The organism is Shewanella sp. 10N.286.51.B2 (assembly GCF_041469265.1).
Lineage (GTDB): Bacteria > Pseudomonadota > Gammaproteobacteria > Enterobacterales > Shewanellaceae > Shewanella.
Genome location: NZ_JBFRKH010000037.1, coordinates 1 through 19714 on the forward strand (window position 1 = coordinate 1; position 19714 = coordinate 19714).

Genomic DNA, 19714 nt, shown 5'->3' on the forward strand with positions numbered 1-19714 from the left:
GATTAGAGATCAACGGCCTGACATGCCGTGGGCGAGGGTTCGTCTCTTGATAAGAGTAAGTTCGCTCCGCTGACACAAAGACGAAAGCTTTTACAGCAATGTAGAGGTTTTTTTCGTTTTGTAATATAATTATTTTCAGCTTTATATTGATAAAGAAAAAGAATGTTAGCTGAGTTGTCTGTGCCTTTAGAATATGACTTTTTCGTTGTCGAATTCAATTAAATATCTGCCGCTGAGTAGAACTATATTATTGAAATTATGTTTCTATGAAGTTTTATCATCGTAAGCCAATAGTAGTTACAGTATCTCGATCAGTTTATAAAGCCTATTTCAACCGTTTGCACTGTTTTAAGTAAAGAACAGTACCCTCAACTGTAACCCTCCCTTAAAACAGCATGCCAATATCAGTATCTTATAAAATCATACAAATATTTAAGTGGTTTTTTATCAGTTAAATGATCTAGCTAGCAGATCCGCGGTTTACTGATTTATTAACTTTCTGTGTGGCTATATAATCAAATGTATATATAAGTGTAAAGTCCAATAAGTAGGTTCTTTTTAGCAATGCATACAACTCAAAATATCAAAGCTTATTGGCAAAAAACCTTAGATATAACGGCAAAAGCACTGAGTACTGATGTGTGTGCCTTTTTGTTAGATGCTCAGCAGATGATGCGTTATTTGGCATGTAATGAAGAAATCATCGATAGAGATTTACGCGAATTACAGCAAATTACCACTCCAGTCATCAATAATATTCCTTTATCGGAATTAGCCACTAATCAAGTCATATCAATAACCCATAAACAAAAACAATATAGTATCCATCTGCAACCTCTTGTTGATGATTACGGTAAACAACTGGGCTGCTTTTGTGCGATTTATTCTAAATTGTTATCTAAAGATTTTAACTTAGCTTTAATTAATCTCACTGTTGATAGCCTGGAACACTCTTTATCTAAGCTTCACTCCCAACAGCAACAATATCAATCCATTAACTTACAGAATTTCATTGATGCTTTTAGTGAACATATTTGGGTAAAGGATCTTGACGGTAAGTATATTGTTTGTAATCAGAGTATAGAAAAAGCTTGGAATAAAAAGACGGGTCAAATAGTCGGTAAAATGGACCATGATCTATTTGATGTTGAAACAACAAAGCTTTTTATCGAGACCGATAACAGTGCGATTTTGGCAAGAAAACCGATTGTAGTGTCTGAGTGTGAAGGCACAGATCCAAACAATAACCGTCACTGGTTAGAAACGGTTAAAGCGCCATTAATCGATAATACAAATACTATCCAAGGCGTTATCGGTATTACCCGAAATATTGGTCGGCATAGACAAAATGAAAAACAATTGTTACTGGCCGAAAGTGTGGTTGAGAACACGATTGATGGTGTATTAGTTACCGACAGAGATGGCAATATAACTGAAGTTAATAGTGCATTTTCCAATATTACCGGCTTTGAACGTGAAGAGGCTATAGGTCAAAATCCACGTATTTTAAATTCCGGCAAACATGATGCTGAGTTTTTTGCCAAAATGTGGAATACCTTGCTAGTAAAAGGTAAGTGGCGTGGCGAAATTTGGAATAAAAGAAAAAACGGTAACATATTCCTCCAAGGAGCTACCATTAATGCGGTTTATGGCCAAGATGATACTATTAATTTTTTCGTAGCTGTATTTTCAGATATATCAAAGCAGAAAATTAACGAACAAAAGCTCGAGAATTTAGCTTATTACGACAACTTAACCCAATTACCTAATCGAATTTTATTACGGTCTAATTTACAAGTTCAAGTTGAGCATGCGGCAACTAAACAATCTCAACTTGCTGTTATCATGTTCGATATTGATTTTTTCAAACATATTAACGACAGTTTAGGTCACGAGGTGGGTGATAAACTATTAGTTGAAGTCGGCCGCAGACTATCTAATATCAGTCATGATTATTGTAATGTTGGCCGCCTAAGCAGTGACGAGTTTGTGCTTGTTTTAAATGATATTACTCAGGGCGATATGGTGGCATCCCGTGTAAATCATATTAAGTCTCTAATAGAGCAGCCATTTAGATTTGATGATAGTTCTTTAATTCGAATTACCGTGAGTATGGGCGTTTCAGTTTTCCCCCATGATTCTGTAAATAGCGAAAACTTATTACAAAATGCCGATACAGCATTACATATAGCAAAACAAAGTGGTCGTAATACAGTAACCTTTTACGATTCAGCTATGACAATGAACTCAGTAGCGCATTTGAAAATCCAAAATGCGTTACACGAAGCAATTCAAGAGCAGCATTTTTATTTAGTTTATCAGCCAAAATTATCATTGAGTAGTTGTCAATTGGTGGGACTAGAGGCGTTGATCCGTTGGGAGCATCGGGAGTATGGTTTTATTTCACCAGCTGAGTTTATTCCTATTGCTGAAAAAACCGGTTTAATTCACGAAATTGGTTTAGTAGTACTTCGAATGGCTTGTCTTCAAGGCAAGCAATGGCTTGATAATGGCTATCATTTTGGTCGTATTGCCGTTAACGTTGCCAGTATACAATTTCAGCGCAGTAATTTTATCGACAATGTCGCAATGATTTTGCAAGAAACTGGAATGCCTGCTAGTTGTCTTGAGTTAGAGATGACTGAAAGCTGCATGATGTATGAACCTGAAAAAGTGATCAGTGATTTAAAACGCTTGGGGGACATGGGAATTCAATTATCTGTTGATGATTTTGGAACCGGTTATTCATCGTTAAGTTACCTTAAAAAGTTACCTATTAATGTGCTTAAAATCGATCAGTCTTTTGTCTGCGATATTCCATTTGATAGTCATAATACCGCAATAGCCAAAGCTATTATTGTGTTAGGTCATGCACTTAATCTCGACATCATTGCTGAAGGGGTAGAAACTAAAGAGCAAGCGGCTTTTTTATTGGAAAATGGCTGCGATCAAGCACAAGGTTATTATTTTAGTCGTCCGCAATTAGCATCAACACTCACGCCTCTCTTAACAAACAGTAAATAAAAGTCCTTAAATTTTGTTTATAGGCGATTATTTAAGGACTTTACTGTAATAGAAAAGTCCACTTTTAAACTGATTTATGCGTATATATCTATTGTGTTGCTGATATCATTTTCGGTTGAAGTGTTTGCTATTTCAGTTAACGTTGTTAGAAATACGTCTCCCATATCATCTTTTGATAAGGTTTCAGCCATAGGTTTTAGCTCATCTAACGCTAATTTCAAAGACTCATGCTGCTCTGGGGTTAATGCACTTAACATTGATGAAATATCAGCTTGTTGTTCTTCAGTTAAGGTCGATACTGCTTTTTCTAGTCCTGGTGGAGTGCTCCCAGGTGGCGGTGGACCTTGTGGTCTTTCAGGCTTGCTGCTTGATTGCGTGTTTAGCTGACTTTGTTGTGCCGAGATGTTATTGCTCATTAAGACTTGCATATCAGGCTCCTATTTATTGACCACGTTTTTGTTTATGTTCTGGCGGTGTGTGGTTATTAGGTACAGCAACCAGTTCTTCATCGATTAAAATACAGGTGGCTTCGATTTCATCGCCTTTTGGCGTCGTGAAGCTAACTTGATCTTCAGCGTTTTTATTTTCACAGATTGCATAAGCTTCTTGTGGTGGTTTACGCATTTGACGGTTTTTTTCTTGTGCGATGATATTGGCTGACATCAATGTCAGTAAAGGAATAAGGGCAAGTAAAGAGGCTATTCTTTTCATTTTTAATCCATCCTAGTGATAACGATATGACTTTTTATTAAAGCCTTTGTTTGATTCATCATTAGGTTAGCAATTAAATATGCAGTAATTGTGCAGATTTCATGGAGATTACAGCCAAGTCATTGTTGTTGCTAGTTTGCAGCCTTGTAGGTCGATATACTTAGTTTATGAAAATATCAAAGAAATTATTTTTAGCCTTTGTGGGCTTAACTAGCATAGTGTTACTTGCGACGTTATCGTTAGCAAGGTGGAGCTTTGATCAAGGCTTTCTAAATTATATTAATACCCTAGAACAAGAACGTTTAGCTCGTTTATCAACTGCAGTGGCTGATTTGTATCAGCAGTCAGCTTTTAATTGGAGTAACATTAGCTCAGACCAATATAAGCAATTACTCAGACTACATTCACCAGGGCCGGCTCCAAGGCATTTGGGGCGAAATGATTCATTGTCGAATAGGCAAGGTATACCACACCCAGATCGAAGACCGCCACACTTATCTGAACATCGAAAACCCGCTAAAGGCTTTGAGCCAGAACACCGGCAACCGCCGCCTCATAAAAGACCCGACAGCAAAAGAAGGGATAGAGAGGTGAAGCCTCAGGTGCGCTTTGGACCTCCTACAGCAATTTACAACTTAGAGAATAAGTTACTTGCCGGCGTGGCTATCGATGACCGTAATAAGGCAACTTATGTTCCTGTTACCTATAAAGGAGAGCTTATTGCTAAGTTATATAGCTCACCAATCGTTAAGGTTAATAGTGAATCTGCAGCTATTTTTTCGCAACAACAGCTTTGGACCACACTCTGGATAGGTTTGGGCTGCTTGTTATTGGCAAGTATTATTTCATGGCTGTTAGCTCGATTTTTATTAGTACCTGTGAAAGAGGTGGTTAAAGGTATTTCCTTTCTTTCAAAGGGCAATTATAGCGAACGTTTTACTCAGCAACGTCAAGATGAATTAGGTCAATTGATGAATGACATTGACCATTTAGCGATGATTTTAGATAAAAACCGTACTGCAAAAAATAGATGGTTTGCCGATATATCACATGAGCTTCGAACCCCCTTAAGTATTTTGTGTGGTGAAATTGACGCCATCAAAGCGGGAATTCGTCAATTTGATCAACAACAACTTGAGTCACTAGAGCAAGAAGTCATGCGCATCAAACATCTAGTCGATGATTTGTATCAGCTGTCTTTATCTGATGTCGGTGGACTTAAATACAATATCCAACCGATGGATCTCACTGAGTGCATTTCAGAAACAATAGCCTCATTAGGCAATAAAATTTCTGCTAAAGGGTTAGGCTACCGTTTTAACCATATTGAGCCGGTATTAATCAATGCTGATAAAATGAGAATTCAGCAACTAATTTCTAATGTTTTATTAAATTCAGTCGCTTATACAGACTCTCCAGGTAGTATTGATGTCGATTTAATTCAGCAAAATACCAAGGTGCTGATATTAATTAATGATACTAAACCTTCAGTAGCGACAGACGATTGCGAGCTACTATTTGAGGCGCTTCATCGACAAGATAGCTCTCGGGTGCGCCGTAGTAATGGCGCAGGCCTTGGACTCACGATTTGCCGAAATATTGTAGAAGCCCATAAAGGGACAATTACCGCAAGGCCTTCTAATCTTGGCGGTTTATGTATTGAGATTGTATTGCCATTGGCCTAGCTACTTGGCTGTTGTTACAAGTAACGGAGTATTCATAGATCATGAATAATCATTATCAAAATAAACGCGTATTGATTGTAGAGGATGAGCCCAAAATAGCCCAAGTGCTTGTGGATTTTTTAACCCTTGAAGGCTTTGTCACTGCGGTTTTACACGATGGGCTTGATGCTGTCGCAAGGATCCAAAATGACGCTATTGATTTTGTCATTTTAGATTTAATGTTACCGCACAAAGATGGCTTGACTATCTGTAAAGAAGTGCGGTCATTTTCAAACGTGCCGATTTTGATGTTAACTGCGCGCGTTGAAGAGATTGATCGTTTAATTGGCTTAGAAATTGGCGCTGATGATTATGTCTGTAAACCTTTTTCAGCAAGGGAAGTGGTAGCAAGGGTTAAAGCAATTATTAGACGAATGGAGCCTAGCGCTCAACTTGCTGAAGATGAAATAGCCTATAAGCATCTAGTGATAAATCTTGAGCGTTTTAAATGCCACGCTGCTAGCGTAGAGGTCGATTTAACCCCCGTTGAGTTCAGGCTTTTGCATACTATGCTTAAAAGACCGGGCGTGGTGCATTCCCGTGATAGTTTAATGCAAGTTTGCTATGTCGATGACCGCGTTGTGAGCTCTCGCACCATTGACAGTCATATCAAAAACTTACGTTCAAAATTATTACTCAATAATAAACAAGCTGATTTACTGCACTCTATTTACGGTGTGGGTTATAAAATTGAGTAGTTTTCCTTTTACCCCTATTAATTGTGCTTATGAGTTTTTTACTATATTTGCTGATGTTTCTCGCGCCTTGGTCTGCTTTTGTTTAGAATAGCTTTAATTTTAGGATCCCCTTAGCTATCGCTATTTGGGACACTTTTAAACTGAGACGGACTGTTTTTCTGTCTAGGAGCTTGAATGCAACTGTTTGTAAAAGATTTAACCGTAATCGACTTTTCTTATTTATGTCCAATTCGGGGCATGGTGGGCGAAAGCTGGATTGTTGATGTATTGCTTGATGGTGGTTTAGATGAGCAAAATATGGTGCTCGATTTTTCTAAAGTCAAAAAGACCATCAAAAGTACCATTGATGATGTAGCAGATCACCGACTATTAATACCTACCGCATGCAGTGACGTTCGTTGGCAGCAGCAGGGCGACAGAGTATGGATGGATTTCACCAGTCAGCAAGGTGATATTCATCTGGCATGCCCATCACAAGCCTTTGCGCTTATACCTACTGAAGTTATCGATTTTGAAAGCGTTAATGCCTTTTTAATTAAAGCATTACGTCAGGCACTGCCTGATAATGTTCAAGGCATTAGCTTAACTTTGCGCACCGAAGTGCTTGAAAGCCCTTATTACCACTACACCCATGGTTTACGAAAGCATGACGGTAACTGCCAGCGTATTGCTCACGGTCACCGTAGCCCTATAACTGTGTTTGAAAACGGCATTGCTGCGCCTAAATGGGATAAATACTGGGCCGATCGCTGGCAAGATATTTACTTAGGCAGTGAAGAAGATGTTGTCTCTGTGCACGCCTTAGCATTATCACCGCAAACCCGTATCTCTGATGACAGCCATTTGGGCTTTCATTATCAAGCCCCACAAGGTGACTTTCAATTGGCAATGCCCAAAGCGAATTGTGACATCATTCCCCACGACACCACCGTTGAGTTGTTAGCACAATTTATTGCTGACACTATGGCTGCTAAATCTCCAGATTCTGTGTTCAAAGTCATTGCCTTTGAAGGTGTGGGTAAAGGCGCCATCGCCGTTAAGTAAACTTAGCATTTTGAGTGTGAGCTGAATTAGCAAGGATTAAGGTTATTTATATGTTTTTGAAGGGATTAAAACTATCTTCATTGGTTATGGTTACGCTGTTTTCTGTTGCCAGTTATGGCAGTATTAATATACAAGGCAAGTTAGAGCAAGGCGCGTTAGTGCGTGGCACTGTTCCTGCTGGTAGCGCAGTCAAGCTTAATGGCGAAGTGGTAAAAGTGACTCCAAAAGGCCAATTTGCTATTGGTTTTGAGCGCGAAGCAAAAACAGAGCAGCTGCTAGAAGTGACTTATACTGATGGGTTAACACAACTTAAACCACTGACAATTGCGAGCCGTGAATATAAAATTGATCGCTTAACCGGCATTAGTAAAAAAATCATGCAGCCAGATCCTGTGGCGCAAGCTAGAGCTGCAAAGGACTCAAAGCAAACTCGCGCCGCACGTAATGTGTTCAGTGAGCAAGATGCCTTTATGCAAGCGTTTATCTGGCCGGTAACTGGCAGGATTTCAGGGGTTTATGGTAGTCAGCGAGTTTACAATGGTAAGCCGGGTAACCCGCATTATGGTGTAGATGTTGCCCGTCCTACGGGAACGGTTGTCGTGTCTCCGGCTGATGGGGTTATTACCTTATCAGTGCCAGATATGTTCTATTCAGGTGGCACGTTAATCATTGACCATGGATATGGTATTAACTCGACTTTTTTACATCTGAGTAAGTTATATGCCAAAGAAGGTGATGTGGTCACTCAAGGCCAACCACTAGCTGAAATTGGTGCGACAGGGCGGGTGACTGGACCGCATCTCGATTGGCGTTTGAACTGGTTCCAAAAGCGTCTGGATCCAGTGTCAATTGTGCCGTCAATGGAGAGTGTGCTTGCGGCTGAAAACAAGGCTAAAACCGCAGAAAAGCAATAAGCCAATATTACGACAAATAACCCTTCTTAAACAGGGCTGGTACTTAAAGCCGTTATGTTAATAACGGCTTTTTTATGCCGTTTTAATTTAGCTCGCTCGCAATAATGGCTTCGATCCCTAATGGATGCACTTTGACGCAAATGCCCTCGGCTTTAAAGGCAATTGTGGGATTGGCTAAGCGTTCATTATCCCCTTTAGGCGAGCTTTGCTTAACTTTAATGGCTGTTTCACCAGCGATGATAGGGGCGAGTGTCGGTACTTTTTCAACTAACTCGGTAACTAATTGCTCGCAGGTTTGTGCAGTAGAAGGCATGACTAGCTCAACATGTTCCCAGCCTTCAACGGGATAGTTTTTATCTGATGGGTAGGGCAGCTCAACACAAGTAACGTTTTTATCTGCCAGTGTCAGTGGCTGGGTCAGTTTAATGATCAATATCGGTCGGCCGTTAATCATATTATTCGAAATCACTTCACCGTGCTCACTGAATTGCTCTGTGAGTAATTTTGCTTTATCTGCGTCATTGACTCTTAAAGCGCAGTGATCACATTCAAGAGACAGTTTATCTAAACCAAGTTGGCTAATGAAGGCCTCAATGCGTGCGCTAAATTCTGGCCAAGTTTCTATTAAATAAGGGTAATTCATCGGTAGTATCCGTTTGTATAGGCTGGAGTATTAGTCGCACTCAACCGCTATCACGATATTGTTAATATTATTAAGCTGTGAAGGTTAAGGCCAAATTTCGATTGGGGTGCCTTCTTCGATGACTCGCCACAACTCATCCATTTCTTTATTAGTCACCGCAATACAGCCGTTAGTCCAATTGTATTGCTGAGCTTGTTCAGGGGGTAATTCTGAGTTGGGGTTTTGACCGTGGATCATAATCATGCCGCCAGGACTAACACCTAGGGCATTGGCACGTAATTTATCTTCTTCATTAGGGTAAGAAATATGAATTGATTTATAAAATGCACTGTCTGACTTTTTATAGTCTAAAACATAGCGGCCTTGGGGAGTGCGTTGATCGCCTTCTTTAAATTTATGGCCTTGTGGGGCATCGCCCATGGCAATTTGATAGGTTTTTAATACCTTGCCTTGCTGGTAGATAGACATTTTAGCTTCTGACTTGTTCACAACAACTAAATCAACTTTTGCTTGAGTTAATTTATCAACAGACGCAAGAACCGTACTAGACTGTAAAATGACGATAAAAATAAGGGATTTAACCAAGCGCATGCAGACTCCAAAAAAGCAGGATTTTCTAATTTGTTTTATGTTAATAATGTTAACATGAGTATCAGTTCAAAATATGCTTCACATAAAAATGATTAGAGCAGATATCGTTAGTGATAATACCTTACTTTTTCCTTAGGGCGGTATTAAATTTAAGTGGATTGTAGAGTAACCCATGACGTTAGAAGATAAACACGATAACCATTATAAAAAGCAAATCCGAACCATTATATTTGGTACCGATACCCCTTTGGGTAAAGGCTTTGATATAACACTGATTATTTGTATTTTACTCAGTGTAACGCTGATTGTCTTAGACACGATAGATAGCGTACATGCTCAGTATGGCCAAGCGATTTATTACGCTGAATGGGGGTTTACTTGGTTATTTACCTTTGAGTATTTGCTGAGAATATACGGCTCACTTAATCGCTGGTCCTATATGCGTAGCTTTTATGGCATTGTGGATTTAATGTCAATTCTGCCAAGCTTTTTAGCGCTGATTATCCCAGGAGCCAATATTTCATTGGCCTTTAGAGTATTACGGTTATTCAGAATTTTCAGAGTGTTAAAGTTATTACGCTATTTAAGTGAAGGCAATATTTTACTTAAGGCGATGATCCACGCTAGACGCAAAGTCTTCATCTTCTTCTTTTCAGTGAGTCTGATTATTATGGCGCTGAGTGTGGTGATGTATGTGGTTGAGGGGCCAAGTAACGGGTTTACTTCGATCCCTAAGTCCATGTATTGGACTATCGTTACCATAACCACGGTTGGATATGGTGATATCACTCCGCAAACCAATTTAGGCCAAGCCATTGCATCGCTGACCATGTTGATAGGTTATTCTATTATTGCGATACCAACGGGAATATTAACTGCTGAAATTTCCCATGAAATGGGCGCAGAAAGAGAACTGAATAAAGATTTAAGAAAATGCAGTAACTGCGGCGCTCGTGGTCATCAATTACATGCATTGTTTTGCCATCACTGTGGCAGTGAGTTAGAAATCAGCAACCTTGAAGGGGAGTCATGACCGAAGCTAAATTTGTTCAAGGGCCAATATTTCGTCATATATTGGTTATGAGCTCCACCGCCGCAGTGGGAATTTCTGCGCTGTTTGTGGTGGATTTATTAGATATCTTTTTCCTCAGTTTGCTCGGTGAGTTGGAATTAGCTGCCGCCGTGGGTTATGCCGGGGCGATTTCTTTTTTTACGACTTCAATTGGGATTGGTTTATCCATTGCGCTTGGGGCGCTTGTCTCCCGTGCTGTTGGCGCTAAAAATATGGTGCTAGCTAAAAGAATGTTGCTTAACAGCGCGTTGATCTCTCTGCTAACCAGTATTTTTGTTGCGATTGTGGTGTTTATATTTATTCCCGAGTTACTGGCTCTCATTGGCGCAACGGGGAAAACTGCGGTGTTGGCGCAAAGTTATCTGCAAATTTTGGTGCCTTCTTTACCTTTTATTTGTTTAGCTATGGCGTTAGGTGGCGCTTTAAGAGCCATTGGCGATGCGAAATTGTCCATGTTGTCTACCTTAGCGGGTGGCGGTGTAAATCTGGTACTAGATCCGATATTCATTTTTGCCTTAGGGATGGGCATTGAAGGCGCAGCAATTGCCTCAGTTATTGCCCGAATTGCGGTATTTGTGGTCTCTGCCAGAGGGGTCATTGTGAAGCATAAGATGTTAGGTCAGTTTAACCGTCAGCATTTTGTTGAAGATATTAGCATTGTTTATTCCATTGCTCTGCCTGCGATGATTACCAATGTGGCGACACCAATTGGTAACGCGGTGGTCACTAAAGCGGTTGCTGATTTTGGTGACAGTTATGTTGCTGGTTGGGCGGTGCTTGGTAGGTTAATCCCCGTAAGCTTTGGGATGATTTTTGCTTTAAGCGGCGCAGTAGGGCCTATTATCGGGCAAAACTATGGCGCGCAAGAATTTGAACGAGTAAAAGAAAGCTTAACTAAGGCGATTCAATTTTGTTTTGTTTACGTGTTAGTGGTGTCGTTATTGCTGTTTTTATCCAGAAATGTGATTGTGTCAGCCTTTGATATGAAAGGTGACGCGGCAGATATTATTTTGTTTTTCTGTAAATACATTGCAATATTTTTCGTGTTTTCAGGGGTGTTATTTGTCGCTAATGCCGCATTTAATAATCTTGGTAAACCCAAATACTCAACTTTTTTTAACGTAGGTAAAGCGACCTTAGGCACCATTCCTTTTGTTTATTTTGGCGCGCAAATGGGCGGCGTATACGGCGTATTAATTGGTCAAGCGATTGGGTCTATTTTATTTGGTGTTGGCGGAGTGTGGTTGGGTTATCGTTTGGTTGATAAGCTTCAAGCGGCTTCACAAGGGCCTCAGCAGCTAATTAAGCCACAGACCATTGATGATGAGATTGAATTAGAAATGAGCCCGACCAGCTCACCGCAGTCGTCATCATATATTCAGTTAGCGCAATTAAACGAAGAGCCATTGTGTGAAGAGATTGTCCGTGATGGGGATTTAGATAACCCGCGAACGCCGAAAAGCTAGTGCATCACAGATTGACTCAAGTCGCTGTCTGAATGCTGCCTTGTAAAACTCAATGGGCAACAAGATGTAAAAAGCCCTCAACATAGTATGTTGAGGGCTTTTTTAATAATCTTTTTATAAAGGTCTTTTTATAAAAACCTTTGTGGCGATTAAGCTTGGGTATTTTCCTTGGCTTCAAGCACTTCAGCTGCAGAGTTGTTGTCTGCTGCTAACAATTGTTGCTCTTCTTCTAAAGCAATTCGCGCTCGCTCAGCTTTTGAAATATAGCCAACCTTTGGATTTTTTTGCGGATTATCCGGCGTAATTTTATTTTTTTTGGCTTTAGCCCGCTTGGCGGTCTTTTTTATCATTAGCTGTTTTCTGTTCATGATACTTGGTAACTCTTTTAAAAAGTGCCAGCAGGGCACGATTTGGAAAATAAAATTAGCTAGTGGTGCGCTAAGCTAAATGTCTTGAATAGCGCTAAGTTTAGCGCAATCTACTATGGGTATACAGTATAACTGCGTTATTTATTGATCTTGTGCTAATTAGCCAGTTTGAATGTTAATGGAATTAACATTTAGGCACCAAAGGTTAATACTTACGGCTAAATTTCTGAATGTCGGCTGCAGTTGCACCATCATTGCATTCGCCTCGAATCTCACCTCTGCCTTCACTGACATTGCGATGAAGTACAATATAGCCTTCTTTACAGTAGCCATTCATATCGAGGGTTTTCTCTAGACCTAAATCCACCTGAGCACTCCATAGCGCCAAAAAGTCGGCTCGACGCTCCTGTTCTCTTGCATAACTGCGGGCATCTTGCTTACGGCGATCAATACGCTGCTGATGTGGCAGTGGATCTTCTATACCGCGGTCTGTTGCATTAGCGACCTTAGCTTTATAAGTAAATAGTTTGATGCCTTCGCCTTTTATTGATGAGCTAAAGGTATCTCTATATTTACCTGCGAATAATTCGGGATCGGGTGCTTGGGTTGCACATGCACTGAGGAGTAATGTACTGGTAAGCGTAAATAAAAACTTGAACACTAAATTAATCCTTCTGGATTTTATCTGTAAAAAATAGCTGTCAGATATTGGCGATGGATGATTGGGGGCTTGAGGCTGCTTGTTATCAAGGGCGTAAAACAAATGTACTGGCTTAAATCAATTCAAGCCAGCAGTTATCTCAATAAAAGCGCTTAAGCGTATTGTTTCGATAAATAAGCAATAATGTCCTTAGACTCATACATCCACTGAGTTTGACCATCTTGTTGTATTTTTAAACATGGCACTTTTAAGTGACCGCCTTCATTAACCAGTTGCTGTTTATGAACGTCTTGTTTGGCATCAACTGTAGCAATATTAAGGCCTTGGCGGCGAATTGAACGGCGTACCTTAACGCAAAAAGGACAAGCGGCATATTGATAAAGGGCTAACGACTTTGTTTGCTCATCAATTTTAGCTTGTTCAATGATAGGTCGCTGACGCTTTTTAGGAGGGAAAACAAAGTTAAGTAATAAGATGATACGGCCAAGGATCCAACGAATGACAAACATACTGCTTCCTTAAATATTCAGTTTTAATAATTGATCTTGTTATTTTATGTAATGGATTAAACAGCTTTTGCGATAATCCATTTTTACCGCAATCCATTTTGCCACAGTTTACGTGATGTTTATCACAGAGAACAGTACTGTATCTATTACAGTGCTGTTCTAAAATGTTAGTGACGCTCTGTTTTGAATCGAATTTTACTTAGTTAGCATCCAGACTTAAGGTCGCTAAGGCCGCATTTTTGTCGGTATTGACTCTGCTTTCTAAAATAAACACTCGACTTGGGTCGATTTGAGCCTGCTCTACCAAAAAGGTTTTAACCGCGTTAGCACGTTGCTGAGCTAATTCGCCGAGTTCGTCTTCTGAGATATCTTGCTGATTAAGAGTAAAGTTATATAAAGCGATGTGCCAGCGAGTTTGAAGCTCGACACTGTCAATTTGTGGGTGCTCTTCACTAATGGCTTGTTTAATTAACTGCGGATCTAGTTGTAAATCTGATTGATATAAAGCTATTAATGTGTCAGTTAATGGCCCTTGCTGAGGGTATTGGCTAGCAGATAAATCCGCCGGTAATTCCTCTGCGGGTATTTGTGCTAATTGCGCCAGCTTTTGATGTAACTGCTGTACTTGCAAGGCTTGTTGGTCGTTAACTAGATCAACGTCACCTCTAACATTAAGCTTCAGTAGCGGTCTATCGTTAAGGGCCTTTGCCAGTGATGTTAATGTGCTTTGCTGCTTATCAGTAATATCAAATTGACCATAATCAAATGCAATTTTATCCATCTCGTCATCATCACCGCCAACTAAACCTGCCAACAGTGAAAACGGCGCTGTGATGGCTTTGGTAATGACGTTAGTGATAGCGGTCATCACAATGCCGCCAATGCTGAAACTTGGCGAGTCTAAATCACCATCAACATCAACCCCGAGGTCTATCACACCATGTCGGTCTTGTAATAGGGCAATGGCTAAGGTGATAGGCAAAGAAGTGGCGAGGGAGCTATCTGTGGGTTTACCCAGTTGTAATTGATCAATAACCAAGTGATTACTGCCCACTAATTGATTATTTTCCAGCTGATAATTAAGCGCTAGCGACAATTGGCCCTTGTCGATGTAATAGCCCGCGTAAGTACCAGAATAGGGGTTAACTGAAGTGAGCTCCACCTTATTAAAGGCTAAGTTTAAATCAAGGTATGGGTTAGCTAATAGCGGGTTTACATCGCCTTTTAACGTCACAGGGGCATATTTATCGATTTTACCGGCTAAATCAACTGAAGCTCTAGTGTCTGGATTGGAAGATAATTGGGTGATCTCACCATTAAGTTGCTCAATTCCTGAGGCAAAGTTTGGTGTTAATGAATTATCGGCAAAGAAGGCGGAGCTATCTTTAAAAGCAACTCTATTAATCGATAAGTTAAATGCTGCTTCAGTGGTATCTGAGGTGGCGACTTGGGCGTTGATTTGCGCTTTTGCCTCATTGTTTGAAGATAATGCGGTCTCTGCAGGTGCTGTTTCAGGTGCTGCTTCGGTGACGATCGTACTATCAGCGGGCTGAACTTGGCTAACGACTAAATCGGCAATGTTAGTGCTTCTATCTTCAGCAATGATCAAACGGCTAAATAGGGTATCAAACAAGATTTCATCAATGGACAGGGATTTAGCGTGTTGATCAAACTTAAGCTCACTAACAGTCATCGCTTGCCAGTTTAGCAGTGGCTGTTTAAGCAAATTATCTTTTATCTTTAAATCAATGATTGAAGCTTGGCCTTGATAGATTAATTTATCCTTAGTATCGGCACTGATATGACCTTTGGTACTGAAAAAACCGGATTCAAGGGTGATGTTCATAAATGGCGATATATAGGGCTGTAACTTAGCTAAGCTGGCATTTTGATAATCAAGTTCGGCTTCTAAATTGATATTTTTAGCATCAAATTGGCCGCTAGAATCAATGCGGCTTTGATTATTGATATCAACGCCCAACTGGTAGCTTAGGGGTAATGATAGATCAGATTTAAATTGCTCTGTTGACAGTGATAAGCCACTAAACAGCCAATAATTTTCAAGCTCAGTGGCAACACTTTCAGTGACTTCAATTTTATAGTCACTTAGGTTCAGTTTATTTAACGTGACTAGCCATTGTGGTTCACTTTCAGTATTTGAGTTTGGCTCAATGACGTCAGTGTTAGCGTTTTTAGGTGCATTAATCGTTGAATTAGCTGCAGGCTCTGAGGTGCCTAAAATGTGCTCAAGCTGTTCAAGTTTTGGTGAGAATAAATTCACGAAATTGATATTCTCTGGCGCTGCAGTAAGCCAGAAGTCAGCATTGTTTGTTTGCAGCTCATTGATATCAATGCTGCGCTTGGCCGTTGATACGGTTATCCCATTAAGAGCAAGTAAACCAATACTGGCTACGTTTCTGTTAGCATCTTTGGCGGTTAAATTTTTTAGGGCAAAATCAGTGTTTGTTAGTGAAACTTCTATTGGGGTGTCAGGGCTTTTTTGCGTGATTAAAAAGGTGCTATTGAGCTTGATATCAGCTGATGTCAGGCTAGCCTCAAATAAGCTATCGACCAAACGCCAATAAGGCGTTACTGACAGTGAATTGACATCCAATTGGCCATTAACTATCAGTGGGCTAAGTTGCACTTGGCCATTGAGGGTAATTTTACCGGTTTGATTATCATCAAGCTTCAATGAAAATTGATTGGCGTTAGTGCTGCTATCTAATAGCGCCGTGGTGCTAAATTGCTTTAGTAATATTGATATCTCGTTATAGCTTAAAGCTGAATCGGTAATGGCATCGGTAATCTTAATATTTGCATTGGCAAAAGTGAAATTGTTGATGTTGAAGGAGATAGGGTCACTGTCATTGGGCTCTGGTTTAACTTCTTCATCAATCGAATTGTTGGCTAAGGTGGTGACAATATCTGAAAAATTATATTGGTAAGCACTATTAGAACCGTTAGCGCTTGACGCAAATCTTGCTAAGGCGACATCAGTACCATCAATAGTCAGGTAGTCTAGTGATACATCTAAGTTAAAAAGAGACTTCCACACCATAATATCGGTGGCAATATGGTTAATGTGCATGAAGGTGTTAGCTGTGTCATCTTCTGCGATATTGATGTTATCGACACTCAATTCAAAGCTGAAAGGGTTAATCTTGATGGCTTCAATGCTGACATCTCTACCGAGTAAAGCTGATAGGCTTTTAGGCAGTTGTTTTGTTGCGATAAAAGGGATTAATAATCCTAATATCATGACAAAAATCAGATACAACATCGCAGTGTAAATGACGATTTTTTGGTAACGAGGGCGCTGTTTGAATGCTAATGTTAACGCTTTTAAAGATGACTTCATAAACATCGAGCCTATTGCTGAATAATGGCTATAGTTGAATTTAGACATTTTAACCAAATTAAGGTTCAGTTACTCGTCGGTTTTAAAACTTTTTTACAATTTATCTTCATTTGCTTTTTAAATAGACAATTGCGAGGTTACAAATTAAGCTTATGTATTAATGAATAATTTCTTCATTTAGATTTTTGGGCTGCTGTGGTATCAAATTACCTGTCTTGGTTAGCTATATAGATTAATCAATGCTTTATCTCGTGGTGTAATAGCCAAGGGTAATTTCTTACTCAGATGTAGCAACTGTATGGTTTGATTCTCTTAAAAAAAGGATGCAAGGATGCAAATTAGACTCGCCTCTGAACTTGATCTCAATGTTCTAGTCACATTATTTGATGATTATAGGCAAAGTTTAGGCTTTAATGCTGAACCGCAAAAATGTCGCCACTTTGTTACCTCCCGTTTAGCTGAAAATGATTCGATGATATTCGTGGCGTTAGAAGATGAACAAGCATTAGGCTTTGTTCAGTTATACCCATCCTATTCTTCTTTATTATTAAAATCGGTTTGGTATTTTGATGATGTGTTCGTTGCTGAAGAGTTTCGAGGCAAGGGGATCGCGACTGCTCTGCTCGATAAAGCTAAAACGTTAGCACTAGGCACAGAGGTCCTTTTTGTAAAACGAACTCAGGTCAATAAAAATGAGCTAAGCTCAAGCTTGACGAATATGACTGAAGTTGAGGGAATGTACCTTTACCACAGTGAACCTTAGTTATAAATTTTATTATTGAGTCAGCCCCTAGTATAACCTTTGGAAATTGATAAAATGCCAAAGGTTTTTTTATGTCCGAGGATTTTAGATTGAACAAGAGTTTAATAGTCAATGTCATCGCCGCTGCATTAGTTGTTGCGGGGCATTTTTTAGCTTTACCAGTGGTTTTTACTATTGGTTTATTTGCCTTGTCAGGCGCAGTGACAAACTGGCTGGCAGTGCATATGTTATTTGAAAAAGTACCAGGCTTATATGGCTCAGGTGTGATCCCATCTCGCTTTGAAGAGTTTAAAGGTGGCATTAAGCATCTGATGATGGAGCAGTTTTTTACTCAAGAAAATATTGATAGATTACTGACGGAAAATAATGCTTCAGCAATAGACTTAACACCCGTTATTGAAAAGGTGGATTTAGAGCCATCATTTGATGCGTTAATCACTACAGTAGAGCAATCCTCATTTGGTGGAATGCTAGCAATGTTTGGCGGTACAGAAGCTTTAATACCGTTAAAAGAGCCTTTTATCGAAAAAATGAAGCTATCGCTGACTGACCTTGCTCAAAGTGAAGCGTTTAATCAAATCCTTATAAACGAGTTAGAACAGCCCAACGTGATGGCGGACTTACAAGCGAAAGTCGCAAATATTGTTGAGCAACGTTTAAATGAATTAACCCCAGAAATGGTTAAAGATATTATTCAAGAAATGATCCGTAAACATTTAGGCTGGCTGGTTGTTTGGGGCGGCGTATTTGGCGGTATCATTGGTGCTGTAGCGGCGTTAGTACAAGCGTAAGTTTTCTTGCTTTGCTCGATTAATAATCGACAATAGTCCTAATCTCCACTACTTTTAAGCGAGTGAGTTTAAATTGAAGGAGTGCCAATGTCCCAGCATCATAAGATTAACTATATCGAATTACCGGTTAAAGACTTGATCAAGACAAAGGCATTCTTTACCGAAGCATTTGGTTGGCAATTTAAAGATTACGGCCCTGAATACAGCTGCTTTTTAGATGTAGGTATTGAAGGCGGCTTTTATGTTGCTGATGAAAACTTCAAGGTGAGCTGTGGTAGCCCACTTATCGTGTTATACAGCCAATGTTTAGAAACTAGCCAGCGGAACATTATTGCTGCTGGTGGCAGTATTGTTAAAGCGATATTTAACTTTCCTGGCGGAAAACGATTTCATTTTGACGATGTTAACGGCAATGAATATGCCGTTTGGTCAGAATAATGATCGCCTCCAGTGGCCCGAATGGCCCACGTAATCCTTGTATGGCAAATTGCTGCTTAGATGAAGCTGATATTTGTCTTGGTTGCCACCGAAGCTATGATGAAATTCTTGCTTGGCATACTATGAATGATGCTGAAAAATTGGCTTTAGTTGATAGTTTAAAAATTAGGGCAGAGCAAAGAAAGCCCTATTAATCGAGCGATTAAATTTATGCTGATTAAAAAGCGCTGCTAAACGACATGTTTAGCAGCGCTTTTTGGATAATGGGGCTTTTAAATCATCATGGGTTTAGAGTTATTATTCGATCTCAGTTTTGAACAGTTTGAAGCCGCGAGCTTGATAATTGAGTAAGGCACTAGGATGATCTAAAGAGCAGGTATGAACCCAGATGCGTTGGGTGCCTGAAAGTGCCCATGCATTCTCAATGGCTTGGCTTAGTAAATAACCGCCCATTCCTTGGCCGATAAAACGATTGCCTAAACCAAAATACATGATTTCAACGTTACCCTGTGCTTGTTGTTGCAGCTCAAAGTAGCCCGCTGGTGAGCCTTGAAAATAAGCCACATACAGATGCAAGTTGTCAGCCTCGCTGTAAGCTTGCCATTGCTCATCAGTCCAAGACAACTTGTCGGTCCATTGCCAAGCACTCCCCACAAACTGATATAAAAATTTATTAAATTCAAATTGTTGTTTTTCAGCTTTGATGACGGTGAGATCTTTAGCATCTAATTTGGGATTGAATTGTTCAAGGCAAAGCATTTCAAGATGAAAAATGGAAACGGCAGTCATAGTGGCTTTTTATATGGTGGAAGTTGTAGCTGCAGTTTAACTGGAAACGAATAAAGTTTGAATTGAATCATTAATGAAAATTGGTGAACAGTAACTAAAACAGCCACCTATAATTTAGATGGCTGTTAAATGACTTATGACACTAGA

Annotated in this window: 20 protein-coding genes; 11 read left to right on the forward strand and 9 right to left on the reverse strand. The window is 39.8% G+C overall.

Translation table 11 applies throughout. The features are described 5' to 3' along the window. Positions 1 to 564 precede the first annotated feature (564 nt). Positions 565 to 3024, forward strand: coding sequence for an EAL domain-containing protein (locus AB4140_RS09760; RefSeq protein WP_372000772.1), 2460 nt, complete (start codon positions 565 to 567; stop codon positions 3022 to 3024). A gap of 74 nt (positions 3025 to 3098) precedes the next feature. Here AB4140_RS09760 and AB4140_RS09765 read toward each other — a convergent pair whose 3' ends face one another. Both AB4140_RS09765 and AB4140_RS09770 read right to left on the reverse strand, forming a co-directional pair. Then, complete coding sequence (locus AB4140_RS09765; RefSeq protein ID WP_102476612.1) at positions 3099 to 3452, reverse strand: hypothetical protein; 354 nt, start codon at positions 3450 to 3452, stop codon at positions 3099 to 3101. Between the two features lie 13 nt (positions 3453 to 3465). Then, positions 3466 to 3735, reverse strand: a complete 270-nt coding sequence (locus tag AB4140_RS09770) for a hypothetical protein (protein WP_102436803.1) — start codon at positions 3733 to 3735, stop codon at positions 3466 to 3468. Positions 3736 to 3902: 167 nt separating this feature from the next. Here AB4140_RS09770 and AB4140_RS09775 point away from each other — a divergent pair, with 167 nt between their 5' ends. The 4 genes from AB4140_RS09775 to AB4140_RS09790 all read left to right on the forward strand — a co-directional run bounded on the left by AB4140_RS09775 (position 3903) and on the right by AB4140_RS09790 (position 8115). After that, entirely contained in the window at positions 3903 to 5420 is a 1518-nt protein-coding gene (locus tag AB4140_RS09775) for an ATP-binding protein (protein ID WP_102436805.1), read from the forward strand. Between the two features lie 41 nt (positions 5421 to 5461). Further along, on the forward strand, positions 5462 to 6157 hold the full coding sequence (locus tag AB4140_RS09780) for a response regulator (protein ID WP_102519626.1): 696 nt from the start codon (positions 5462 to 5464) through the stop codon (positions 6155 to 6157). Between the two features lie 174 nt (positions 6158 to 6331). Next, the gene (locus AB4140_RS09785) at positions 6332 to 7201 is read left to right on the forward strand and encodes a 6-carboxytetrahydropterin synthase (protein WP_102436809.1); all 870 of its coding nucleotides are present in this window, start codon (positions 6332 to 6334) and stop codon (positions 7199 to 7201) included. 50 nt (positions 7202 to 7251) lie between these two features. Then, the gene (locus AB4140_RS09790) at positions 7252 to 8115 is read left to right on the forward strand and encodes a M23 family metallopeptidase (protein WP_372000775.1); all 864 of its coding nucleotides are present in this window, start codon (positions 7252 to 7254) and stop codon (positions 8113 to 8115) included. An 82-nt stretch (positions 8116 to 8197) separates the two neighbouring features. Here the strand turns inward: AB4140_RS09790 and AB4140_RS09795 are convergent, their stop codons facing one another. Then, complete coding sequence (locus tag AB4140_RS09795; protein WP_303445835.1) at positions 8198 to 8758, reverse strand: VOC family protein; 561 nt, start codon at positions 8756 to 8758, stop codon at positions 8198 to 8200. Between the two features lie 84 nt (positions 8759 to 8842). Next, a complete protein-coding gene (locus AB4140_RS09800) occupies positions 8843 to 9349 on the reverse strand; it encodes a murein L,D-transpeptidase family protein (RefSeq protein ID WP_102436814.1) in 507 nt (168 codons plus the stop codon). A 172-nt stretch (positions 9350 to 9521) separates the two neighbouring features. On the opposite strand from AB4140_RS09800, the gene AB4140_RS09805 reads away from it, so the two are divergent. Together AB4140_RS09805 and AB4140_RS09810 are read left to right on the forward strand one after the other, a co-directional pair. Next, positions 9522 to 10382 carry an ion transporter gene (locus AB4140_RS09805; protein ID WP_102436816.1) on the forward strand — a complete coding sequence of 287 codons (861 nt, stop codon included), beginning with the start codon at positions 9522 to 9524 and terminating at the stop codon, positions 10380 to 10382. Beyond that, positions 10379 to 11887: an MATE family efflux transporter gene (locus tag AB4140_RS09810; RefSeq protein ID WP_102436818.1), complete on the forward strand. Its 1509-nt coding sequence runs from the start codon at positions 10379 to 10381 to the stop codon at positions 11885 to 11887. Before AB4140_RS09805 ends, AB4140_RS09810 begins: the two co-directional genes overlap by 4 nt. Before the next feature lie 149 nt (positions 11888 to 12036). Here the strand turns inward: AB4140_RS09810 and AB4140_RS09815 are convergent, their stop codons facing one another. The 4 genes from AB4140_RS09815 to AB4140_RS09830 form a co-directional block, all read right to left on the reverse strand. Continuing rightward, the gene (locus AB4140_RS09815; protein WP_372000778.1) at positions 12037 to 12237 is read right to left on the reverse strand and encodes a DUF2986 domain-containing protein; all 201 of its coding nucleotides are present in this window, start codon (positions 12235 to 12237) and stop codon (positions 12037 to 12039) included. 223 nt (positions 12238 to 12460) lie between these two features. Then, on the reverse strand, positions 12461 to 12916 hold the full coding sequence (locus tag AB4140_RS09820; protein ID WP_102519629.1) for a hypothetical protein: 456 nt from the start codon (positions 12914 to 12916) through the stop codon (positions 12461 to 12463). 152 nt (positions 12917 to 13068) lie between these two features. After that, a complete protein-coding gene (locus AB4140_RS09825) occupies positions 13069 to 13425 on the reverse strand; it encodes a glutathione S-transferase N-terminal domain-containing protein (protein WP_102436824.1) in 357 nt (118 codons plus the stop codon). Positions 13426 to 13624: 199 nt separating this feature from the next. Beyond that, the gene (locus AB4140_RS09830; protein ID WP_372000780.1) at positions 13625 to 16786 is read right to left on the reverse strand and encodes a DUF748 domain-containing protein; all 3162 of its coding nucleotides are present in this window, start codon (positions 16784 to 16786) and stop codon (positions 13625 to 13627) included. 331 nt (positions 16787 to 17117) lie between these two features. Here AB4140_RS09830 and AB4140_RS09835 point away from each other — a divergent pair, with 331 nt between their 5' ends. The 4 genes from AB4140_RS09835 to AB4140_RS09850 all read left to right on the forward strand — a co-directional run bounded on the left by AB4140_RS09835 (position 17118) and on the right by AB4140_RS09850 (position 18972). Further along, complete coding sequence (locus AB4140_RS09835) at positions 17118 to 17549, forward strand: GNAT family N-acetyltransferase (RefSeq protein ID WP_102436828.1); 432 nt, start codon at positions 17118 to 17120, stop codon at positions 17547 to 17549. An 89-nt stretch (positions 17550 to 17638) separates the two neighbouring features. Then, positions 17639 to 18340, forward strand: coding sequence for a DUF445 family protein (locus AB4140_RS09840; RefSeq protein ID WP_102436830.1), 702 nt, complete (start codon positions 17639 to 17641; stop codon positions 18338 to 18340). An 87-nt stretch (positions 18341 to 18427) separates the two neighbouring features. Continuing rightward, positions 18428 to 18778 carry a VOC family protein gene (locus tag AB4140_RS09845; RefSeq protein ID WP_102530802.1) on the forward strand — a complete coding sequence of 117 codons (351 nt, stop codon included), beginning with the start codon at positions 18428 to 18430 and terminating at the stop codon, positions 18776 to 18778. Next, complete coding sequence (locus tag AB4140_RS09850) at positions 18778 to 18972, forward strand: DUF1289 domain-containing protein (protein WP_102436834.1); 195 nt, start codon at positions 18778 to 18780, stop codon at positions 18970 to 18972. The genes AB4140_RS09845 and AB4140_RS09850 overlap by 1 nt, the downstream gene beginning before the upstream one ends. A 103-nt stretch (positions 18973 to 19075) precedes the next feature. On the opposite strand, the gene AB4140_RS09855 is transcribed toward AB4140_RS09850, so the two are convergent. Next, positions 19076 to 19567, reverse strand: coding sequence for a GNAT family N-acetyltransferase (locus tag AB4140_RS09855; protein WP_372000782.1), 492 nt, complete (start codon positions 19565 to 19567; stop codon positions 19076 to 19078). Between the last annotated feature and the right edge of the window lie 147 nt (positions 19568 to 19714).

Coding starts and splice junctions, on each gene's coding strand:
- AB4140_RS09785 (WP_102436809.1), top strand. CDS start 6,332: ATGCAACTGTTTGTAAAAGATTTAACCGTAATCGACTTTTCTTATTTA.
- AB4140_RS09800 (WP_102436814.1), bottom strand. CDS start 9,349: ATGCGCTTGGTTAAATCCCTTATTTTTATCGTCATTTTACAGTCTAGT.
- AB4140_RS09780 (WP_102519626.1), top strand. CDS start 5,462: ATGAATAATCATTATCAAAATAAACGCGTATTGATTGTAGAGGATGAG.
- AB4140_RS09775 (WP_102436805.1), top strand. CDS start 3,903: ATGAAAATATCAAAGAAATTATTTTTAGCCTTTGTGGGCTTAACTAGC.
- AB4140_RS09845 (WP_102530802.1), top strand. CDS start 18,428: ATGTCCCAGCATCATAAGATTAACTATATCGAATTACCGGTTAAAGAC.
- AB4140_RS09790 (WP_372000775.1), top strand. CDS start 7,252: ATGTTTTTGAAGGGATTAAAACTATCTTCATTGGTTATGGTTACGCTG.
- AB4140_RS09835 (WP_102436828.1), top strand. CDS start 17,118: ATGCAAATTAGACTCGCCTCTGAACTTGATCTCAATGTTCTAGTCACA.
- AB4140_RS09795 (WP_303445835.1), bottom strand. CDS start 8,758: ATGAATTACCCTTATTTAATAGAAACTTGGCCAGAATTTAGCGCACGC.
- AB4140_RS09805 (WP_102436816.1), top strand. CDS start 9,522: ATGACGTTAGAAGATAAACACGATAACCATTATAAAAAGCAAATCCGA.
- AB4140_RS09770 (WP_102436803.1), bottom strand. CDS start 3,735: ATGAAAAGAATAGCCTCTTTACTTGCCCTTATTCCTTTACTGACATTG.
- AB4140_RS09760 (WP_372000772.1), top strand. CDS start 565: ATGCATACAACTCAAAATATCAAAGCTTATTGGCAAAAAACCTTAGAT.
- AB4140_RS09765 (WP_102476612.1), bottom strand. CDS start 3,452: ATGCAAGTCTTAATGAGCAATAACATCTCGGCACAACAAAGTCAGCTA.
- AB4140_RS09850 (WP_102436834.1), top strand. CDS start 18,778: ATGATCGCCTCCAGTGGCCCGAATGGCCCACGTAATCCTTGTATGGCA.
- AB4140_RS09810 (WP_102436818.1), top strand. CDS start 10,379: ATGACCGAAGCTAAATTTGTTCAAGGGCCAATATTTCGTCATATATTG.
- AB4140_RS09855 (WP_372000782.1), bottom strand. CDS start 19,567: ATGACTGCCGTTTCCATTTTTCATCTTGAAATGCTTTGCCTTGAACAA.
- AB4140_RS09825 (WP_102436824.1), bottom strand. CDS start 13,425: ATGTTTGTCATTCGTTGGATCCTTGGCCGTATCATCTTATTACTTAAC.
- AB4140_RS09830 (WP_372000780.1), bottom strand. CDS start 16,786: ATGAAGTCATCTTTAAAAGCGTTAACATTAGCATTCAAACAGCGCCCT.
- AB4140_RS09815 (WP_372000778.1), bottom strand. CDS start 12,237: ATGATAAAAAAGACCGCCAAGCGGGCTAAAGCCAAAAAAAATAAAATT.